The 17,073-nt window shown below is 74.2% G+C and carries 12 protein-coding genes and 1 pseudogene; 12 read left to right on the top strand and 1 reads right to left on the bottom strand.

What is annotated here, in order from left to right; genetic code table 11:
• Positions 1-83 precede the first annotated feature (83 nt).
• From WMF22_RS00600 to WMF22_RS00545, 12 genes and pseudogenes are all read left to right on the top strand, one after another.
• Positions 84-1,637: a DUF2169 family type VI secretion system accessory protein gene (locus WMF22_RS00600; RefSeq protein WP_438034494.1), complete on the top strand. Its 1,554-nt coding sequence runs from the start codon at positions 84-86 to the stop codon at positions 1,635-1,637.
• Between the two features lie 162 nt (positions 1,638-1,799).
• Positions 1,800-3,260, top strand: a complete 1,461-nt coding sequence (locus WMF22_RS00595) for a type VI secretion system Vgr family protein (protein ID WP_438034493.1) — start codon at positions 1,800-1,802, stop codon at positions 3,258-3,260.
• Entirely contained in the window at positions 3,257-5,962 is a 2,706-nt protein-coding gene (tssI, locus tag WMF22_RS00590) for a type VI secretion system tip protein TssI/VgrG (RefSeq protein ID WP_438034492.1), read from the top strand. The genes WMF22_RS00595 and tssI overlap by 4 nt, the downstream gene beginning before the upstream one ends.
• A gap of 56 nt (positions 5,963-6,018) precedes the next feature.
• Complete coding sequence (locus WMF22_RS00585) at positions 6,019-8,376, top strand: DUF2169 family type VI secretion system accessory protein (RefSeq protein ID WP_438034491.1); 2,358 nt, start codon at positions 6,019-6,021, stop codon at positions 8,374-8,376.
• Positions 8,373-10,385 carry a pentapeptide repeat-containing protein gene (locus WMF22_RS00580; RefSeq protein ID WP_438034490.1) on the top strand — a complete coding sequence of 671 codons (2,013 nt, stop codon included), beginning with the start codon at positions 8,373-8,375 and terminating at the stop codon, positions 10,383-10,385. Before WMF22_RS00585 ends, WMF22_RS00580 begins: the two co-directional genes overlap by 4 nt.
• 44 nt (positions 10,386-10,429) lie before the next feature.
• Positions 10,430-11,197, top strand: coding sequence for a DUF3540 domain-containing protein (locus tag WMF22_RS00575; protein WP_438034489.1), 768 nt, complete (start codon positions 10,430-10,432; stop codon positions 11,195-11,197).
• Between the two features lie 12 nt (positions 11,198-11,209).
• A complete protein-coding gene (locus WMF22_RS00570; RefSeq protein WP_437297167.1) occupies positions 11,210-11,623 on the top strand; it encodes a DUF4150 domain-containing protein in 414 nt (137 codons plus the stop codon).
• A gap of 30 nt (positions 11,624-11,653) precedes the next feature.
• A complete protein-coding gene (locus WMF22_RS00565) occupies positions 11,654-12,529 on the top strand; it encodes a transglutaminase family protein (protein WP_438034488.1) in 876 nt (291 codons plus the stop codon).
• Between the two features lie 508 nt (positions 12,530-13,037).
• Positions 13,038-14,021: a TauD/TfdA dioxygenase family protein gene (locus WMF22_RS00560; RefSeq protein WP_438037224.1), complete on the top strand. Its 984-nt coding sequence runs from the start codon at positions 13,038-13,040 to the stop codon at positions 14,019-14,021.
• The gene (locus tag WMF22_RS00555) at positions 14,018-14,869 is read left to right on the top strand and encodes a dienelactone hydrolase family protein (protein WP_438034487.1); all 852 of its coding nucleotides are present in this window, start codon (positions 14,018-14,020) and stop codon (positions 14,867-14,869) included. The genes WMF22_RS00560 and WMF22_RS00555 overlap by 4 nt, the downstream gene beginning before the upstream one ends.
• A 284-nt stretch (positions 14,870-15,153) precedes the next feature.
• A complete protein-coding gene (locus WMF22_RS00550) occupies positions 15,154-15,966 on the top strand; it encodes a dienelactone hydrolase family protein (RefSeq protein ID WP_438034486.1) in 813 nt (270 codons plus the stop codon).
• Between the two features lie 127 nt (positions 15,967-16,093).
• A pseudogene (locus WMF22_RS00545) lies at positions 16,094-16,536 on the top strand (alpha/beta fold hydrolase).
• Positions 16,537-16,568: 32 nt separating this feature from the next.
• On the opposite strand, the gene WMF22_RS00540 reads toward WMF22_RS00545, so the two are convergent.
• The gene (locus WMF22_RS00540) at positions 16,569-17,045 is read right to left on the bottom strand and encodes a DUF2059 domain-containing protein (protein ID WP_437743609.1); all 477 of its coding nucleotides are present in this window, start codon (positions 17,043-17,045) and stop codon (positions 16,569-16,571) included.
• Positions 17,046-17,073 lie beyond the last annotated feature (28 nt).

Here is a 17,073-nt window from a genome sequence, read left to right as displayed (position 1 = left end):
CGACGGCCACAATGGCTTGACAGCAGCGCCGGAGGGCGGGTCTCATCGCTGGTGGATCCATGGCGACGAGCAGCCCTCCGCATATGAGCGCGACGCCGATCGGCGCTGCGACCGCCGCCGCCATGGCCTGGAGGTTCAAGGGCAAGCTCTGGGTGACCGCGATGGTGAAAGCCACCTTCGGGTTCGCCAGCGACACGATGATGCAGCGCATCGCGCCGCAGGAGATCCTTAGGGAAGACGTCCATCACGGCGGGCTCCCCTCGCGGAGCATCCGATTCACGACCGATCTGGTCCCTCGCCTGCTCAAGGCCGACGTGCTCTTCACGGGCCATGCGCATGCGCCGCACGGCCGCCCCGTCGAGGCGGCGCATGTCCGGCTGGGCGTCTTCTCGAGCAGCTGGACGCTGCTCGACAAGACGCTGATGGTCCGCAAGCGGGGCGGCTTCGTGCGGCTCCCCATCGATTACGAGCACGCTTTTGGCGGGATCGGCTTCCCGGACAACCCGTTCGGGGAGGGCCATCCTCAGGGCTCGGGCGAGCCGAATATCCTCGATCCGGTCGACGCGAGGCGCGTGGCTGGCTTCGGCCCGATCTCGAAGGCCAGCCCCGCCCGCCGGCGGCTGCTCGGGGCGACCCCGCGCGCCCTGCTGGAGCGCGGTATACGCGAGATCCCGGACGATCTCAGCTGGGACTATTTCCAGGCGGCGCCGCCGGATCAGCGCACGCACTTCCTGCGCGGCGACGAGTGGATCGTGATGGACGGCCTGCACCCGAGCGCGCCGCGCATGCGCATGCGCCTGCCCGGCGCGCGCGGCTTCGCGCGCATCCACGGCCTCGCGGGCCTCGGCCTCGCCGAGCACCAGGAGCTCCCGCTGAGCGCCGACATGCTGCGCATCGACGGCGACGAGCAGCGCTGCACGGTGACGTGGCGCGGCAGCTTCCCCGTGCCCTCGGAGGACGTGCTCCCGCGCATGTGCATCCTCGCCGGCGTCGAGCTCCCGGGCGAGCCGATCGCGTGGCCCGCTCCGGGCGCCGTGGTGAGCAGGGCCGGAGCGACGGCGCCCCGCGCGGGCGCGGCGGGCGACGAGGATGGCGCCGCCCTCGAGTCGACCGTCGCGCTGTCCGCCGCGGCGAGCATGAGTCCCACCGGGACGCTGGACATCGCGCCGAACGGGGCGCTTGCGGTCCCGGCGACGCTGCCGTTTCGTCCGGCCCCCGCAGGCGCCTCGCCGTCGCCGCCGAAGCGGCCTGCACCATCGCCGCCCGAGGCTCCGCTCGGCAGGTCGGGGACGATGCAGATGCCGAAGGACGCCGGAAGCCATGCGGCGCGCCAGCCGGCGACTCCTTTCACGGCCGAGCCGCCACGCACCCTGCCGGCCGAGCCACCACGCGCCCTGCCGGCCGAGCCGCCACGCGCGCCGCCGGCCGAGCCGAGCGCTCCCACCGCAAGCGCGGCCGCGCCCGCGGTCCCCACGCCAGAGCCGGCGAGCCACGCGGCCGCGGGGGGCACCTTCGCCTGGGCGACGCCGCCTCCCGAACCGCCGCCCCCGGAGCCGCCGCCCCTCGGAGCGCCGAAGCGCCCCGCGAAGCTCGATGTGCGGGCGCTCCTGTACGGCACCGGCAAGGGGCGAGGCTGACGCTCCGATGCCCGTGAAACCCCGAAGAGCGAGCCCTGGTGGCGCAGGGTGTCAGCAGCCCTCACGCGGCCATCCCGGCGCCCACGCGGCGCGCACGCCCACGCGGCCTCTCCACCTTTCCGGTGCCCCAGGGAAGGCCGCGGCGGAATCGGAGAACGAGCGATGAAGGAAGCCTCCGGGACGTTGAGCGTTCGCATCGAGTCGGAGCGGGGACCGTGGGACCACGTGAAGGTCCGCGAGCTCTCCGGGCGAGAGGCGATCTCGCAGCTCTTCTCGTTCGACCTCGACGTCGTGATCGACGAGGGCCGCGAGCTCCCGGCCGACGCCGCGCCCGGCGCCGAGGTCAGCCTGGTCTTCGAGGCCGACGGGGAGGAGATCCGCCGCGTCTCGGGCATGCTGGGCCCGATCCGGGACCGGCTGGAGCCGCTGGCCGAGCGCGCCACCTGCCGCCTGCGCGTCGTGCCGCGCGCGTTCCGGCTCACCCTCGTCGAGACGCAGGAGATCTACCTGGACCGCAGCGTTCCCGACATCCTCCGGAGCAAGCTCGAGCGGCACGGCCTGGGCTCCGAGGACGTCGAGCTGCGGCTGCTCGAGAGCTACCCCGAGCGCGAGTTCGTCGTGCAGTACGGCGAGAGCGATCTCGCGTTCATCAGCCGCCTGGCCGAGCACGTCGGCATCAGCTTCTTCTTCGAGCACGAGGGCGGCCGCGACAGGATGGTCTTCACCGACCACCCGTCCGGCTTCCGCCCCGCCGCGGGAGCGGAGACGGTGCCCTTCCGCGCCCGCGGCGAGGCCGCGGGCATCTTCGCCCTCGAGGTGACGACCGACCTGGTGCCCACCAGCTACGTCGTGCAGGACTACAACTACCGCGCACCGCAGCTCGACCTGACGGCCTACGCCACCCTGGGCTCGGGCGACGGCGGCGGCGTGGTCGAGTACGGCAGCCACGTCAAGACGCCCGAGGAGGCCGGGAAGCTGGCGCAGATCCGGGCGGACGAGCGGCTGTCGCGGCAGCGCGTGTACGAGGGCAAGGCCAGCCGCGCGGCGCTGTCCGCCGGGCGGCGCGTGACCCTGATCGAGCACCCGCGCTTCCCGGAGCCCGAGGAGCTGCTCCTCGTCGCGGTGGAGCACGAGGCGAGGTTTCCCGCGTTCAAGGACGCCGGCGAGCAAAGCCCGTTGTACAGGAACGCGTTCCGCGCCATCCCGGCGCGCGTCGCCTACCGGCCGCCGCGCCGGACGCCGAGGCCGCGCATCCCCGGCGTGGTGACGGGGATCGTGCAGCCGGGGCACGGGGGGAAGACGAACGGCGTCGCTCAGCTCGACGCGGAGGGGCGCTACACGGTGCAGCTCCACTTCGACACGGCGGAGCCGGGCGAGCAGAAGGCCTCGCGCCCGGTCCGGATGGCGCAGCCCTTCAGCGGCGTGGGCCACGGGATGCACTTCCCGCTGCGCCCGGGCACCGAGGTCGTCGTGGCGTTCGCCAACGGCGACCCGGATCGCCCGGTGATCCTCGGGGCCATGTTCAACCCGCTCGCGCCGTCGCCCGTGACGGCCCGCAACGCCAACCAGAGCCGCATCACCACGGCGTCCGGCGCCATGCTCGAGATCTCGGAGAAGCGATGACGAAGCCCACGACGGTCGGGATCCACTTCCGCTCCGAGGCCGCCCCGGCCGGGGCGTTCACGGTGCTGGGGCTCCGCGGCGAGGAGGCGCTGTCGCGCCCGTACCGCTTCGAGATCGATCTCGCGTCGCCCGATCCCGCGCTGCCGCTCGACGACCTCGTCGGCGCGGCCGGGGAGCTCGATCTCGCCGGCCGCGCGGTCCCGGGGGTCGTGGCCGAGGTGGAGCAGGGCGGCGCGCTCGGCGGCGATCGGTACGCCTACCGGGTCGTGCTCGTGCCGCGCCTCGCCCTGCTCGGCCTCGCGCGGCAGACGCGCATCTACCAGCGGCTCAGCGTGCCGGACCTGGTGGAGGCGGTGATCGCCGCGAGCGGCCTCGGGATCGAGGTGGAGCGGCGGCTCGAGCGGGCGTATCCGCCGCGCGCGCACGCCGTGCAGTACCAGGAGAGCGCGCTCGACTTCGTGTCGCGGCAGCTGGAGCAGGCGGGCGTCAGCTACTTCATCGAGCCGCGCGGGGGGGCGGAGCGGCTCGTCCTCTGCGACCACCCCGAGGGCTTCCGGGGCGCGGTCGAGGCCGCGATGGGGGAGGCCGGAGGGGTGCGCGCGCTGCGCTGCCGGCGCCGGATGTCGCCGCGCGCGCTCGTGCTGCTCGACTACAACGAGCGCACGCCCGAGGTGCCGCTGGAGGCCGAGGCCGAGGTCGACGCGCGCGGCTTCGGGCTGCTCGTCGACGAGGGCGGCTCGTTCGCGGCGCCCGAGGAGGGCGCCGCGCTCGCCGCCGTGCGCGCCGAGGAGCTGCGCTGCCGCGCGACCGTGTACGACGGCGCGATCGGCGCGCCGCTCGCCGCGGGCGAGCGCCTCGGGCTCTCTGGCCATTTCCGGGCCGACTGGAACCGCGATTACCTGGTGACGCGCGCCGTGCACCGCGCCGGGGCGGGCGACGGGCCGTGTTATGCTTGCGAGTTCGAGGCCATCCCGGCCTCGACGCGCTACCGCCCGCCGCGCGCCACGCCGAGGCCGCGCCTCGAGGGCGCGATGGTCGCCCACGTCGACGCGCGCGGCCCGGAGGGCGTCGCCGCGGTCGACGCCGAGGGGCGCTACCGCGTGGTGATGCCGTTCGATCTGAGCGGCGCGGCCGAGGCGCAGGGCTCGGTGCCGATGCGCCTGGCGACGCCCTACGGCGGGGCCGACGAGGGCATGCACTTCACGTTGCGCAAGGGCGCCGAGGTGCTGTGGACCGGCGTCGGCGGAGACCCCGAGCGGCCGGTGATCACCGGCGTCGTGCCCAACGCGAAGAGCCGCGTGGTCACGAGCGCCGACGAGGGGCGCGGCCGCATCCGGATGCCGAACGGGGCGATGGTCGAGATGGGAGGCGGCTTCGGGCGCGCGCGCGGTGGGCTCGCGACGCGCGCCGGCGCCGAGGGCGCGCTGCCGATGGAGCAGCAGCTCGGCCAGGACGACATGACGACCACCGCGAGCAGCGCGGAGGACTGGATCCGCATCGCGGTCCCTCACAGCGACGGGAAGTACAGCTACCTGCGCTACGGCGAGCGGGCGACCGCGTCGGCCGGCACGTTCACCGAGTCCGCGCGGCTCGATCCGACCGACGGTTTCGGCAGCAGCGGCTGGACGTGGTCGAGCCTCGACGACGGCTACGACACGAGCTCGGACGCAAGCGACAAGGGGAAAGCGGCGCACTTCGGCTGGGCGGCGAGCGACGGGGTCTACGATCACACGGACGGCAGCCGCACGGTCGTGACCCAGGGGGACTACCAGTCGGTCACCACGGGCAACCGCACCGACGTCGTCCTCGGGAACTACCGGCTCGTCATCCCGAACCGGACGCTCGGCGTCTTCGACGTGGACTTCTACTCGATGACGTTCAGCAACGACTGGCAGGGCTGGCGGAAGACGACGCGCAGCCACGTCTCGACGGTCAACCTCACGTACGGCGACAACTCGAATTTCTTCACCGGCATCAACTTCGGGGCGAGCCTCGGCGGGAACTACGGCATCGCGGCGGGCGTGAACGGCAACGTCTTCCTCGGGCTCAACACGGGGATCACGGCCGGGATGAGCTGCAACATCGCGTACGGCCCGGTGCTCGAGTTCGGCAGCACGAAGAAGCTCACCACGGCCGACGAGCAGGACATCAAGGCGCGCTCCAAGGTGCACCTGCGCGTGCGGAGCACCGACGCCCCGACGGTCGACGCCGCGAAGCCGTGGGCAGCCGCCGTGGCCGCGGGCGCCCTGGGCGCGGTGGCGGGCCCGCTCGGCGCCTCCGCGGGCAAGGACGATCTCGAGAAGGGCGGCGGGCTCACGGGCGCGACGTGGGGCATCGCGACGCTCGGGGCGCTGGTCGGATCGTACCTGGTCCACAAGCTCGCCCACGCGAGCCCGCTGAACGACGCCGAGCTGATCATCGAGCCGACCCAGATCCTGCTGCGCTGCGGCGGGCTGGCCGGCGCGTACATCAAGATCGGGCCCGCCGCGATCGAGCTCGCCTGCGGTCTCTCCAAGCTCAAGCTCGGCGCCGCCACCGGGATCACGCTCGAGACGAGCCCAGCCGCCCAGATCGTGGCCGAGACAGCCATGGCCCGCCTGGTGCTCGACAACCAGAACGCCTCCCTGCAGTTCAGCGCCAACAACGTCACGGCCGACGCGCTGGGGATCGTCGTCAAGGGGGCGCAGACTCAGCTCATGTAGGAGGCGCCCGTTCGGCGGGCGCGCGGGCTCACGGCCTGCGCGCGTCGAGAGCTGCCATGAAGATCATCAACCACACCCCCACCACGTTCGCCGCGGTCGCCTGGCAGATCCGGCCCCCGCAATGGGCCCTGTGCCTGATCGCGAAGGGCACCTACCGCCTCGTGCCCGGCGAGCCGGCGATCCCCGCCGACGCCCCGGAGCCGCCGCTCGGCGACGTGCACGAGGGCGACGATCCGCGCGGGGCGCTTCTCCATGCGTCCGACTTCGCCCCCTTCAAGCCGAAGGCGGATCTCCTGCTGACCGGCAAGGCCCACGCGCCCGGCCGCCGGCCCGTCAGCTCCCTGCCGGTGAGCTTCGCCGTCGGCAAGACGTCGCTCGCGCTGCAGGTGACCGGCGACCGGTACTGGACCGACCCGGCCGCCGGCAAGCGCACCGACCCGCAGCCGTTCGTCGAGATGCCGCTCGGCTTCGACCGCGCCTTCGGGGGCCCGGGCTTCGCGGCCAACCCGGTCGGGTGCGGCGTGTTCGACCCGGGCGAGCGCGATCTCCGGCGACGGCCGCTGCCGAACATCGAGGATCCGCGCGCGCCGGTCGACTCGCCCGCGGCGCGGCCGCCGCCCGCGGGCTTCGGGCCGCTCGCCGCCGCCTGGGCGCTGCGTGCGAGCAAGCTCGGCACCTACGACGAGCGCTGGCTGAAGCAGCGCTGGCCCTTCTTCCCCGACGATTTCGACTGGAGCCACTTCAATGCGGCCGTGCCGGCGCTCCAGGCCGAGTACGCGCGCGGCGACGAGGACATCGTCTGCCACAACCTGCACCGCGCGCGGCGCGAGTACCGCGCGCGGCTCCCCGGCGTCCGGATGCGCTGCTTCCTCGACGAGCTCGCGGGCGGCGCGGAGCGCTTCCGCGAGGTGCAGCTGCACCTCGACACGGTCCGGGTCGACATGGAGGCCGAGGCGCTCACCCTCGTGTGGCGCGGCCATGCGCCCGTCTCCGCCGAGGACCACCCCGAGGTGCGGCACGTGCTCCTCGAGAGCGAGCCGCTCGGCGAGGGCCGCGTCGCGGCCGCGCGCTACCGCGAGCGGCTCGCGCTCGCGCTGCTGGAGGCGCGCCCTGCCGTGGCGGAGGCGCCCGCCGCGGCGGCGCCGCCGGGCAACGACAACGACGGAGCGTCTCCCCTGGCCGGCGTCGACGACGCCGAGCTCCTCGCGCAGATCCGCGCGACGCTCGAGCGGGGCGGCGCCCCCGCGGCGCTCGTGGCCTCGCTCGGCGCCTCGGTCGATGACCCGCGCCCGCCCGGCGCGGAGCTCGAGGCGTGGCTGGGCAAGCTCGGCGGGGATCCGGCGCAGCTCGACGAGATCCAGCGGAAGAGCCGCGAGCAGATGAAGCAGGCGCTCGAGGCCGGGGGGCACGACCCGGCGCAGCTCGACGCGCTGGACCGCGAGGACGAGGCGCGGGACCGGGCAGCCACGGAGCGCGCGGCGCCGTGGACGCGCGAGCGCGTGGAGCTCTGCCTGTCGATCCGCGAGAGCATGGCGGGCGCCGATCTCTCGGGGCTCGACCTGTCGGGGCTCGACCTCAGCGAGGCGAGCCTCGCGCGCGCCTTGCTCGTCGGCGCCGACCTGAGCGGCGCCCGCCTCGCCGGGGCCGATCTCGAGGGCGCGACGCTCGCTCGCGCCAGGATGGCGGGCGCGTGGCTCCCGGCGGCCAGGCTGAACGACGCCGACCTCTCCGGCGCCGACCTCTCGGGCGCCGACCTGACCGGCGCGGCGCTCGGCAAGGCGCGCCTCGACCGCGCGGCGCTGCGCGGGGCCGTCCTGACCGGCGCGGCCGCGGCCGGCGCCTCGTTCCTCGAGGCCGACCTCACCGGGGCGCGGCTCGACGGCGCGCAGCTCGCCGGCGCCCGCCTCGCGCGCGCGGCGCTCGACCGCGCGTCCTTCGGCGGCGCGGCGCTCGAGGGCGCGAGCCTCGAGGGGGCGCACGGCGAGGCGGTCGACCTGCGCGGCGCCGACCTGCGCGGGCTGCGCGCCTCGGAGCACACCCGCCTGCCGCGCGCCCAGGCGCGCGGCGCCCGCGCCGACGGCTCGCGCTGGATGCACGCCGACCTCACGGGCGCCGACCTCGCGCTGTCGAGCCTGCGCCGCGCGGATCTCGGCCGGGCCGAGCTCGGCGGCGCCGACCTGCGCGGCGCCGACCTGGCGGGCGCCGATCTGACGCGGGCGCGGCTCGGCGGCGCCCGCCTCGAGCGGGCGAACCTGCACGGGGCTCGCCTCGAGGCCGCCGACCTGCGCGGCGCCGACCTGCGCGGCGCCGGGCTGTACGAGGCCGCCCTGTGGCAGGCGCGGCTCGAGGGCGCCGACCTGGAGGACGCGCAGCTCGCGTCCACGCTGCTCACGAGCGATCGAGGCGCGACGTGACGGGCGCCGCCGCCTCCTCCGCGGGCTTCGCGCGGGACAAGGAAGATCTCCTCGCGCGCCTCGACGCCGGGCCGCTCGATCCGCCGATGATCATCGGCCTCGACCTGCGCGGCGTCGACCTCGCGGGCCGCGATCTCTCGGGCGTGCTCTTCAACGGCGTCGACCTGAGCGACGCGCGGCTCGCCGGCGCGCGGCTCGCCGGCGCCGTCTTCCTGGCCGTCACGCTCCGCGGGGCCGATCTGTCGGGCGCGCGCCTCGAGCGCGCGGTGCTCGCGCGCCACGCGCGGCTCACCCGCGACGCCGCGGCCGCGACGCTGCCGCTCGAGGCCGATCGCGACCTCGGCGCCGAGTCCGTCGAGGCGCTGCGCGCCGCCGGGTACGCGGGGTATGCCGCCGGGGCCACGTCGCTCGCCGGCGCGTCGCTCCGCGGGGCCGATCTGTCGGGCGCGCGGCTCGAGGGCGTGGACCTCGCCGGCGCCGATCTCTCGGCCGCGACGCTGACCGGCGCCGCGCTCGCGGAGTGCGCCCTCGACGGCGCGCGCCTCGACGGCGCGACGCTCCGCGAGGTCGAGCTCGACCGCTGCGCGCTCGCGGGCGCGAGCTTCATCGACGCCGAGCTCGCCGCCGTGACGCTCATCGGCGTCGCGCTCGGCGCGCTCGACCTGTCGCGCGCGCGCCTCGTCCGCGGGCTCCGCGCTCCGAACCAGGACCTCCGCGGCGCGGCGCTCCCGCGCGACCTCGCCGGCGGCGACCTCACGGGCGCGAACCTCGCCGGCGCGGACCTGTCCGGCTTCGACCTGCGCGGCTGCAAGCTCGACGCGGCCGATCTCGACGGCGCGCAGCTCCCGTCCGCGGCGCTCGGCGGCGCCTCGCTGCGCGGCGCCTCGCTGCGCGGCGCGCGCCTCGCCGGCGCCACGCTGAGCGGGGCCGACCTCGAGGGCGCCGTGCTCGAGCGCGCGAACCTCGACGGCGCCCGGCTCGACGGCGCCGGCCTCGAGGGGGCCGACCTCACCGGCGCCAACCTGTCGGGCTGCGATCTCTCGGGCGCGCGCCTGCGCGGCGCCCGCCTGCGCGGCGCGCTGCTCGCGGCCGCCGCGCTGCGCGGGACCGAGCTCACGGGCGCCGATCTCGCCGAGGCGTCGCTCCAGGACGCCGCGCTCGACGGCGCGGATCTGCGCCGCGCGCGCCTCCCGGGCGCCCGCCTCGCCCGGGCCGAGCTCACCGGCGTCGATCTCTCGGACGCCGACCTCACGGGCGCCGATCTCTCCGAGGCGCGCATCGCGGGCGGGCGCCTCCGCGGCGCGAACCTGGCCAGCGCGCGCCTGCACGGCGCCACGCTGAAGCGCGCGCAGCTCACCGGCGCCGCCCTCTCCGGCGCGGATTTCGGGGGGGCCTCGCTCGAGGGGACCTCGCTGCTCGGGCTCGATCTCCGGGGCGTGCGGCTCGCGGGCGCGCGGCTCGCGAAGAGCTCGCTCGTCGAGGCGAAGCTCGGCGGGATGGATCTCTCGGGCGCGGTGCTCCGCGACTGCGACCTGTCGCGCGCGGACCTCCGGGACGCGCGGCTCGACGGGGCCGATCTGGTGCAAGCGAGCCTGGCCGGCGCCCAGCTGGGCGGCGCCTCGCTCGTCTCGGCGCGCCTCGGGGTCGCGAACCTGACCGGCGCCAGCCTGCGGGGCGCGCGGCTCGCCGGCGCGGATCTCTCCCGGGCGTGCCTTGACGGCGCCGCGCTCACGCGCGCCGATCTCGGCGGCGCGCGGCTCGACGAGGCGATGGCGCGCAAGGCGGATCTGAGCGGCGCGCGGCTCGAGGGCGCCTCGCTCGTCGGCGCGGATCTGTCGCACGCCGACCTGTCGGGCGCCGACCTGTCGGGCGCCGATTGCCGCGGCGTGAACCTGCACCGGGCGACCACCGCGCACGCGCGCTGGGACGGCGCGAAGCGCGAGGGCGCCCGCGGGACCGATCCGGATCGTGCCCGCGCCGAGGACTGGCGCCCGCCCACGCTGTTATGAGCGGCCGACGACGGCCGCGAAGCCACGACCCGAGGACCACCGCCATGCCCACCGCTGCCCTCCCTGCTCTCCCCGTCGAGCCCCCGCCCTCCGACGCGCGCCCCGAGGGGCTCCGCGACGGCGCGCCGTGCGCGCCGTGCGCGCCGTGCGCGCCGTGCGCGCCGTGCGCGCCGTCAGAGGAGCGCCCGCTGCGCATCGTGGCGCGCGGGGGCGCGTCGGCGTCGATCGTCGAGCGCGACGGCCACGAGGTCGTCGCGGTGCACGACCGGGCCGGCCGGCTGCTCTTCGAGTACGACGCGGAGACCGGTCGGGGCAGCCTCGTCGCGGCGGGCGGCCTCTCGCTCGCGGCGCCCGGGGGCGACATCGATCTCGTGGCGGGCGGCGCCATCCGCTGCTGGGCGGCCGGCGAGGTCGCTATCGCGAGCCGGAGCGGCGCGACCCTGAGCGCGCGCGCCGGCGAGCGCGGCGCGACGGTGCAGGTCGCGCCCGGGCGGGTCACCGTGGCCGGGGAGGCGCTCGCCGCCGTCGCCGAGCGGGGCGACGTGCGCATCGCCGAGGCGCGCTACGAGGGGCGGGCGCTCACCGCCGTGCTGGAGCGGGCGCACACCACCGTGGGCAAGATCGAGTCGATCGCCGGGCGGGTGATCGCGCGGGCGGGGGATCTCTTCCAGGAGGTGCGCGAGCTGCACCAGCTCCGCGCCGGGCGGGTGCGCGCGCTGGTCGAGGACGTGATCGAGCTGCGCGGGCGCGAGGTATCGGTGGACGCGCGCGAGGACGTGAGCATCGATGGCCAGCGGATCAACCTGGGTTAGGAGGGCGCGGCGATGTTCCCTGTGACCACGACGCAGGCCGGGATCTGCCAGGCCATGCCGGACACGTGCAAGACCCCTGCGCCGCCTGGTCCGCCGGTGCCGCTGCCGTACCCGAACGTGGCGATGTGCAACCAGGCGCTCCCGAGCACCTGCGCCCTGAAGGTGCTGGTGGAGGGCAAGCCGGTGCTCACGAAGCAGAGCGAGATCCCGATGTCGACCGGCGACGAGGCGGGCGCCGCCGGCGGCGTCGTGAGCGGCAAGATCAAGGGCGAGGCGATGTTCCGCAGCTTCTCGGCGAAGGTGAAGGCCGAGGGCAATCCGGTCGTGTTCCACGCGTGCGCGGTGGCGCAGAACGGAAAGAGCCCGAACATGCCCATGGGCGTGCAGGTCGCGCCGTCGCAGGCGAAGGTGATGGTGGGCGGCTGAGGGGCCGCGCGGCTGGCGGAGGGGGTCCACGTGGCGGCGCGTCGTTACCGCGTGGTTCACCGCAGCCGGTACGAGCTCGGGGCCGAGGGCGCGGTCGCGTGCCGGCTGGAGGCGCACCTCACCCCGCGCGCGCTGCCGCATCAAGCGGTCGAGTTTCACCAGCTCGTGGTGCGGCCATTGCCACGCTCGAGGCGGGTCGAGGAGGACGCCTTCGGCAACCTTTGCGCGCGGATAGAGATCTGCGGGAGCTTCGGCGCGATCGATGTCACGGCCCTCAGCGTTGTGCGCCTCTGTGAGGAGGAGGCGGGCGGCGCCGGCGATCTCGGGGACGACTGGCGGGCGGTGGCGGCGCGCACGGCGGCCGCCGCGACGGAGGACCCGGCGCTGCGCGCGCTCGTGGAGGGCACGGCGCGCGCGCCGCGGAGCGGCGCGATGGCGGACTACGCGCGGGGGTGCTTCCGGGAGGGCCTCCCGCTCGGCGGCGCGCTGGAGGGGCTGGTCGACCAGATCCGACGGGATTTCACCTTCACCCCGGGCGTCACCGCCGCGGACACCGGCATCGCCGTCTTCTGCGAGCTCCGGCGCGGCGTCTGCCAGGACTTCGCGCACCTCGCCGTGGCGTGCTTGCGATCGATGGGCCTCGCGGCGCGTTATGCGAGCGGCTACGTGGCCGGCTCCGCCTCGGCGCCGGCGCGCGCCTCGCACGCGTGGGCGTCGGTGTGGTTGCCGTCGGGCGGCTGGCACGACCTCGATCCGACGCTCGGGCGCCTGGGCGCGCCCGGGCATATCGTGCTGGGCTATGGACGCGACTACGATGACGTCGCGCCCCTCAGGGGCACCGCCGAAGGCGCGCGCGGCGTCCAGCTGCGGACGGAGATCGTTGTGGCGCCGCAGGGAAGCGAATGACGTAGCGCCGTTTGCACGGGGCACACCCATGTCGTTCAAACGCCTGGATCCCTGTCCGATGTTCGACGGAACCGCCGAGAGGGCCATCAGGCTCTACGAGAGCGCGCTCGGGGCGAAGCGTGAAGGCGTGATGCGCTTCGGCGATGTGCCGGGCGACAACGCATCTCCCGAGAGCAAGGACCGGATCATCCATGCCACGCTGCACATCGGTCCTGGCGTCATCCTGGTCAGCGACACGATGCCCGGCACGCCGACCGCGAAGGGGAGCAACACCGAGGTAAGCTTGCGCTTCGGCGATATCGCGGAGAGGACGAAGGTGTTCGACGCGCTCGCCGCGGGCGGCGACGTCACGGTGCCCCGGCCACCTCGGTCCCCCGCCAAACGAACCTCCGCACGCGCGCCCCGCCCCGTGTGTCCTCACGCGTACGCCGCCGCTCGCTCCCTGGCACGGCGCCCGCATACCGACCGTCGCGAAGGACGTGGCGGGGGGACCACGCGGAGGAGACCCATGAGCCAGAGAGCATCCGATCAAGCCATCCAGGTGAAGCCGCTCGCAGGGCACATCGGCGCCGAGATCCACGGCGCCGACATCTCGAAGCCGCTGCCCGACGAGGCCGTGGCGGCCATCCGCGCGGCGCTGCTGAAGTGGAAGGTCGTCTTCTTCCGGAACCAGCCGCTCGGCCACGCCGAGCAGATCGCGTTCGCCGCGCGCTTCGGCGAGGTGACCTATGCCCATCCGCACGAGGACGAGCCGTTCGACGAGCACCCGGAGATCCTCGCCATCGACAGCCGCCGCTACGATCGCCGCTACGGCAGGCGCTTCAGCTACGAGAACCGCTGGCATACCGACGTCACCGCGGCCGTGAACCCGCCGGCGGCGTCGATCCTGCGGGCGCACATCCTGCCGCCCTACGGCGGCGACACGACCTGGACGAACCTCGTGGCAGCCTACGAGGGGCTGTCCGCGCCGGTGCGCGCGCTCGTCGATGGCCTGCGCGCGGAGCACCGCTTCGGGCTGCGGTTCGCGCCGCAGGACCAGGACAGCCCGTACCTGCGCAAGGTGCGCGAGAACCCGCTGATCTCGATCCACCCCGTGGTGCGCGTCCACCCCGAGACCGGAGAGCGGGCGCTGTTCGTCAGCCCGGGCTTCACAAGCCACATCGTCGGGCTGTCGCCGCGCGAGAGCAGCGCGATCCTCGACCTACTCTTCGAGCAGATCAGCCGCCCGGCGTACACGGTGCGGTTCCAATGGGAGCCGGGCAGCATTGCGTTCTGGGACAACCGGGCCACGGCGCACCTGGGGCCGCAGGACCTCGGGCACCTCGACGTCGAGCGCGTCCTCTACCGGGTAACGCTGACCGGAGACATCCCGGTGGGGGTCGACGGGGTCCGCTCCGAGATCGTGGCCGGGGAGCCGTTCGGCAAGCGGCCTCCGAGCAAGGTAAAGCCCGCCCGCAAGGACAAGGCGCCCGAGGCGGAGGTGCAGGCATGAGCGTCGCGAGCGCGGGCGTCGAGAGGACGTCGTTCGAGGGGCCCCACGGGCCGGTGGAGGCGGTGCAGGTCCGTCCGGCGCCGGGCGGGCGCTCGCCGGCGCCGGCGGTGCTGATCCTCCACGAGGGGCTGGGGCTCACGGTCCATACGATCGAGCTGGCAAGGCGCTTCGCGCAGGAAGGGTACCTCGCGTTTGCGCCGAACCTGTATTCGCACGACGCGACGCACCGGACCTTCACCGAGGCAGAGGTGGCCCGGGGGGTGAGCCTGCTGCGCGCGGCCGACCGCGACGAGGTGGTCGCGCGGTTGCCGGCGAGCGAGCAGGAGCGGCTGAAGAAGGTGTTCGCCTGGTTCGGTAGCCGCGACACGTCGACGTACCTGCCCGACGCGAGGGCGGCGGCGGCGCACCTCGTCGGCCGGTCGGACGTGCGGCCGGGGGGCGTCGCCGCCGTCGGGTTCTCGCTGGGCGGGGGGCTCGTGGGGCAGCTCGCGGTCGCAGGCGTGGCGCTCGCGGCGGGCGCGGTGTTCTACGGGCAGGCGCCGGCTCTGGAGCAGGTGAAGAACGTGCGGTTTCCGCTGCAGGTGCATTATGCCGAGGAGGATCCGGCGATCACCCCGAGGGCGCGAGCGGTGGGGGAGGCGTTCAGGGCTGCGGGGCGGGAGCTGATCTCGTTCGTGTACCCTGGGACGCGCCACGGGTTCTTCAACGAGACGCGGCCGGCGTACCACGCCGACGCGGCGCAGCTCTCGTGGCGGCGCACGCGGGAATTCTTCGCCGAGCGCACCGGCAACGTCGCGCAATGGCGGCCGCAGGCCGTCGCCGGCGAGGGTGCGCGCGCTGCAGGGTAGCTGCAGCTCCGTCGCTGGTACCTCAACCTGGTACCTCAACCTGGGTCGGGTCGGCAGCACCTCAACCTGGGGCACCTCAACCTGGGTCGGGTCGGAAGCTCCGGAACCTCAACCTGGGGCACCTCAACCTGGGTCGGGTCGGAAGCTCCGGAACCTCAACCTGGGTCGGGTCGGAACCTGGTCGGAACCTCGTCGAACCTCAACCTGGGTCGGATCGGAACCTCGAACCTCAACCTGGGTCGGGTCGGTCCCGCCCATGGCACGGAGCCTGCTGGGCGCGCGCCATGACCGCCTCCACGCCCATCGCCGAGAGCAACGCTCCGAAGCCCATCCATACCGATGACGCCGGACTCATCGCCGGCGCAATCTCCCTTCCCGCGCCCGCCGGTGATCTCCCCGGCTACCGCGCCCACCCCGCCTCCGGTGGCCCCTTCCCTCTGGTGCTGGTGATCCAGGAAATCTTCGGCGTCCACGAGCACATCCGCGACGTGGTCCGTCGCTTCGCGCACCGCGGCTACTACGCCCTCGCCCCGGATCTGTTCGTTCGGCAAGGCGACCCGAGCCACCTCCGCACCGTCGACGAGTTCCGGGCTCTGGCGGGCCGCGTGCCCGACCGGCAGGTGCTCTCGGATCTCGATGCGAGCGTGGCCTTCGCCGAGGCCTCCGGAAAGGCCGACGTCCGCAAGGCGGCCGCGGTCGGCTTCTGCTGGGGCGGGCGCATCACGTGGCTGTACGCCGCGCACAACCCGGCGCTGAAGGCGGCCGTGGCCTGGTACGGACGCCTGACCGGCGATCGGACCGAGGCCCAGCCCAAGCACCCGATCGACGTGGCGAGCGCGCTGCAGGCGCCCGTGCTGGGCCTCTATGCCGGACAGGACCAGGGCATCCCCCTCCCGACCGTCACCGCGATGCAGGAGGCGCTCCGTACCGCCTCCGAGACCAACAGCGCGCCCGGCGCCGCGCACGCCGAGATCCGGGTCTACCCTGACGTCCCGCACGCCTTTTACGCCGACTACCGGCCGAGCTACCGGCCGGAGGCCGCCGCCGACGCCTGGCAGCGCCAGCTCGACTGGCTGGCACGACACGGCGTCGCCTGACGGCGACCGGCCGCGACAGCGCCCCGGCGATCCCTGCTGCCCCGGCAACAAGCTGCGCCTCCACTGCTACTCCTCACGCACCCCACGCCCGCGCCACCGCGCCCCGCCGATCGGATACCCTGACGCGGTGCGCGCCAGGATCCGAGACACCGAGCTCTACTTCGACGTCGAGGGCATGGGCCTCGTCCCCGACGGCCCGCGATGCGCGAGAAGCCGGTGATATTCGTCGTACATGGCGGACCTGGCGCAGATCACTCCTCGCACAAGGGCGGGATGACGCCCCTCGCCGACCAGGCGCAGCTCGTCTACTTCGATCATCGCGGACAGGGCCTGGAGGGGTTCATGCGGAGATTCGATTTCACGCCGCGCCTCCCCGAGATCGCGGTGCCCACGCTCATCATCGCCGGCCGACACGACTGGATCTGCCCACCCGATCTCTCCGAGGAGATCGCGCGGCTCATCCCGGACGCGGATCTACGTATCTTCGAGCGCAGCAGCCACTGGGTGCGCGCTGATGAGCCACGGGCGCTGCTCGACGCCGTCGCCGGCTTCCTGGCCCAGAGGCGGTAGCGCGCAAAGCGCACCGCCGAGCGCCGCGCCCTTTACTGGATACCGGCCTTCTTCATCGCCGCGGGCATCCGCTGGACGATGACCGTCCCGACCTTCTTCCCCACCTCGCCGCTGATCTCCGGGAGGAGCTTCGCGGCCTTCTTTCCGACCGGCGTACCGTAGAACTTGATGAGCTCCTTCAGCTCATCGGCGGTGAACTTCCCCGCATAGATCTCGACGTTCCACTGGACGAGCTCGTCGTACGGCAGCACCTCGGCGACCACCGCCTTCAGCTTGCTGGCGTCCCTGGCCGAGATCTTCGCGCCCGCTTGCTGCATCGAGGCTCCCATGTTGGTCATCAGCTGATCGAGGAGCGCGTTGTAGACGTCCTTCGGCATCACGAGGTGCGTGAGCTCCAGGGCGAGCTTCTTCTCCGCCTCTCCGGCGTACGCGCTGCCGAGCGACACGAAGGAGAGCAGGGTCACAACGGCGAGCGAGACGATCCATGAACGAAGCGCGTGCTTTCTCATGGTCCCTTTGTATCACGACCGCGCCGCG

The sequence above is a fragment of the Sorangium sp. So ce204 genome (assembly GCF_051526795.1).
Taxonomy (GTDB): domain Bacteria; phylum Myxococcota_A; class Polyangia; order Polyangiales; family Polyangiaceae; genus Sorangium; species Sorangium cellulosum_B.
Note: the sequence above shows the minus strand (reverse complement) of the source record. Positions and strands in the feature narration are given on the sequence as shown.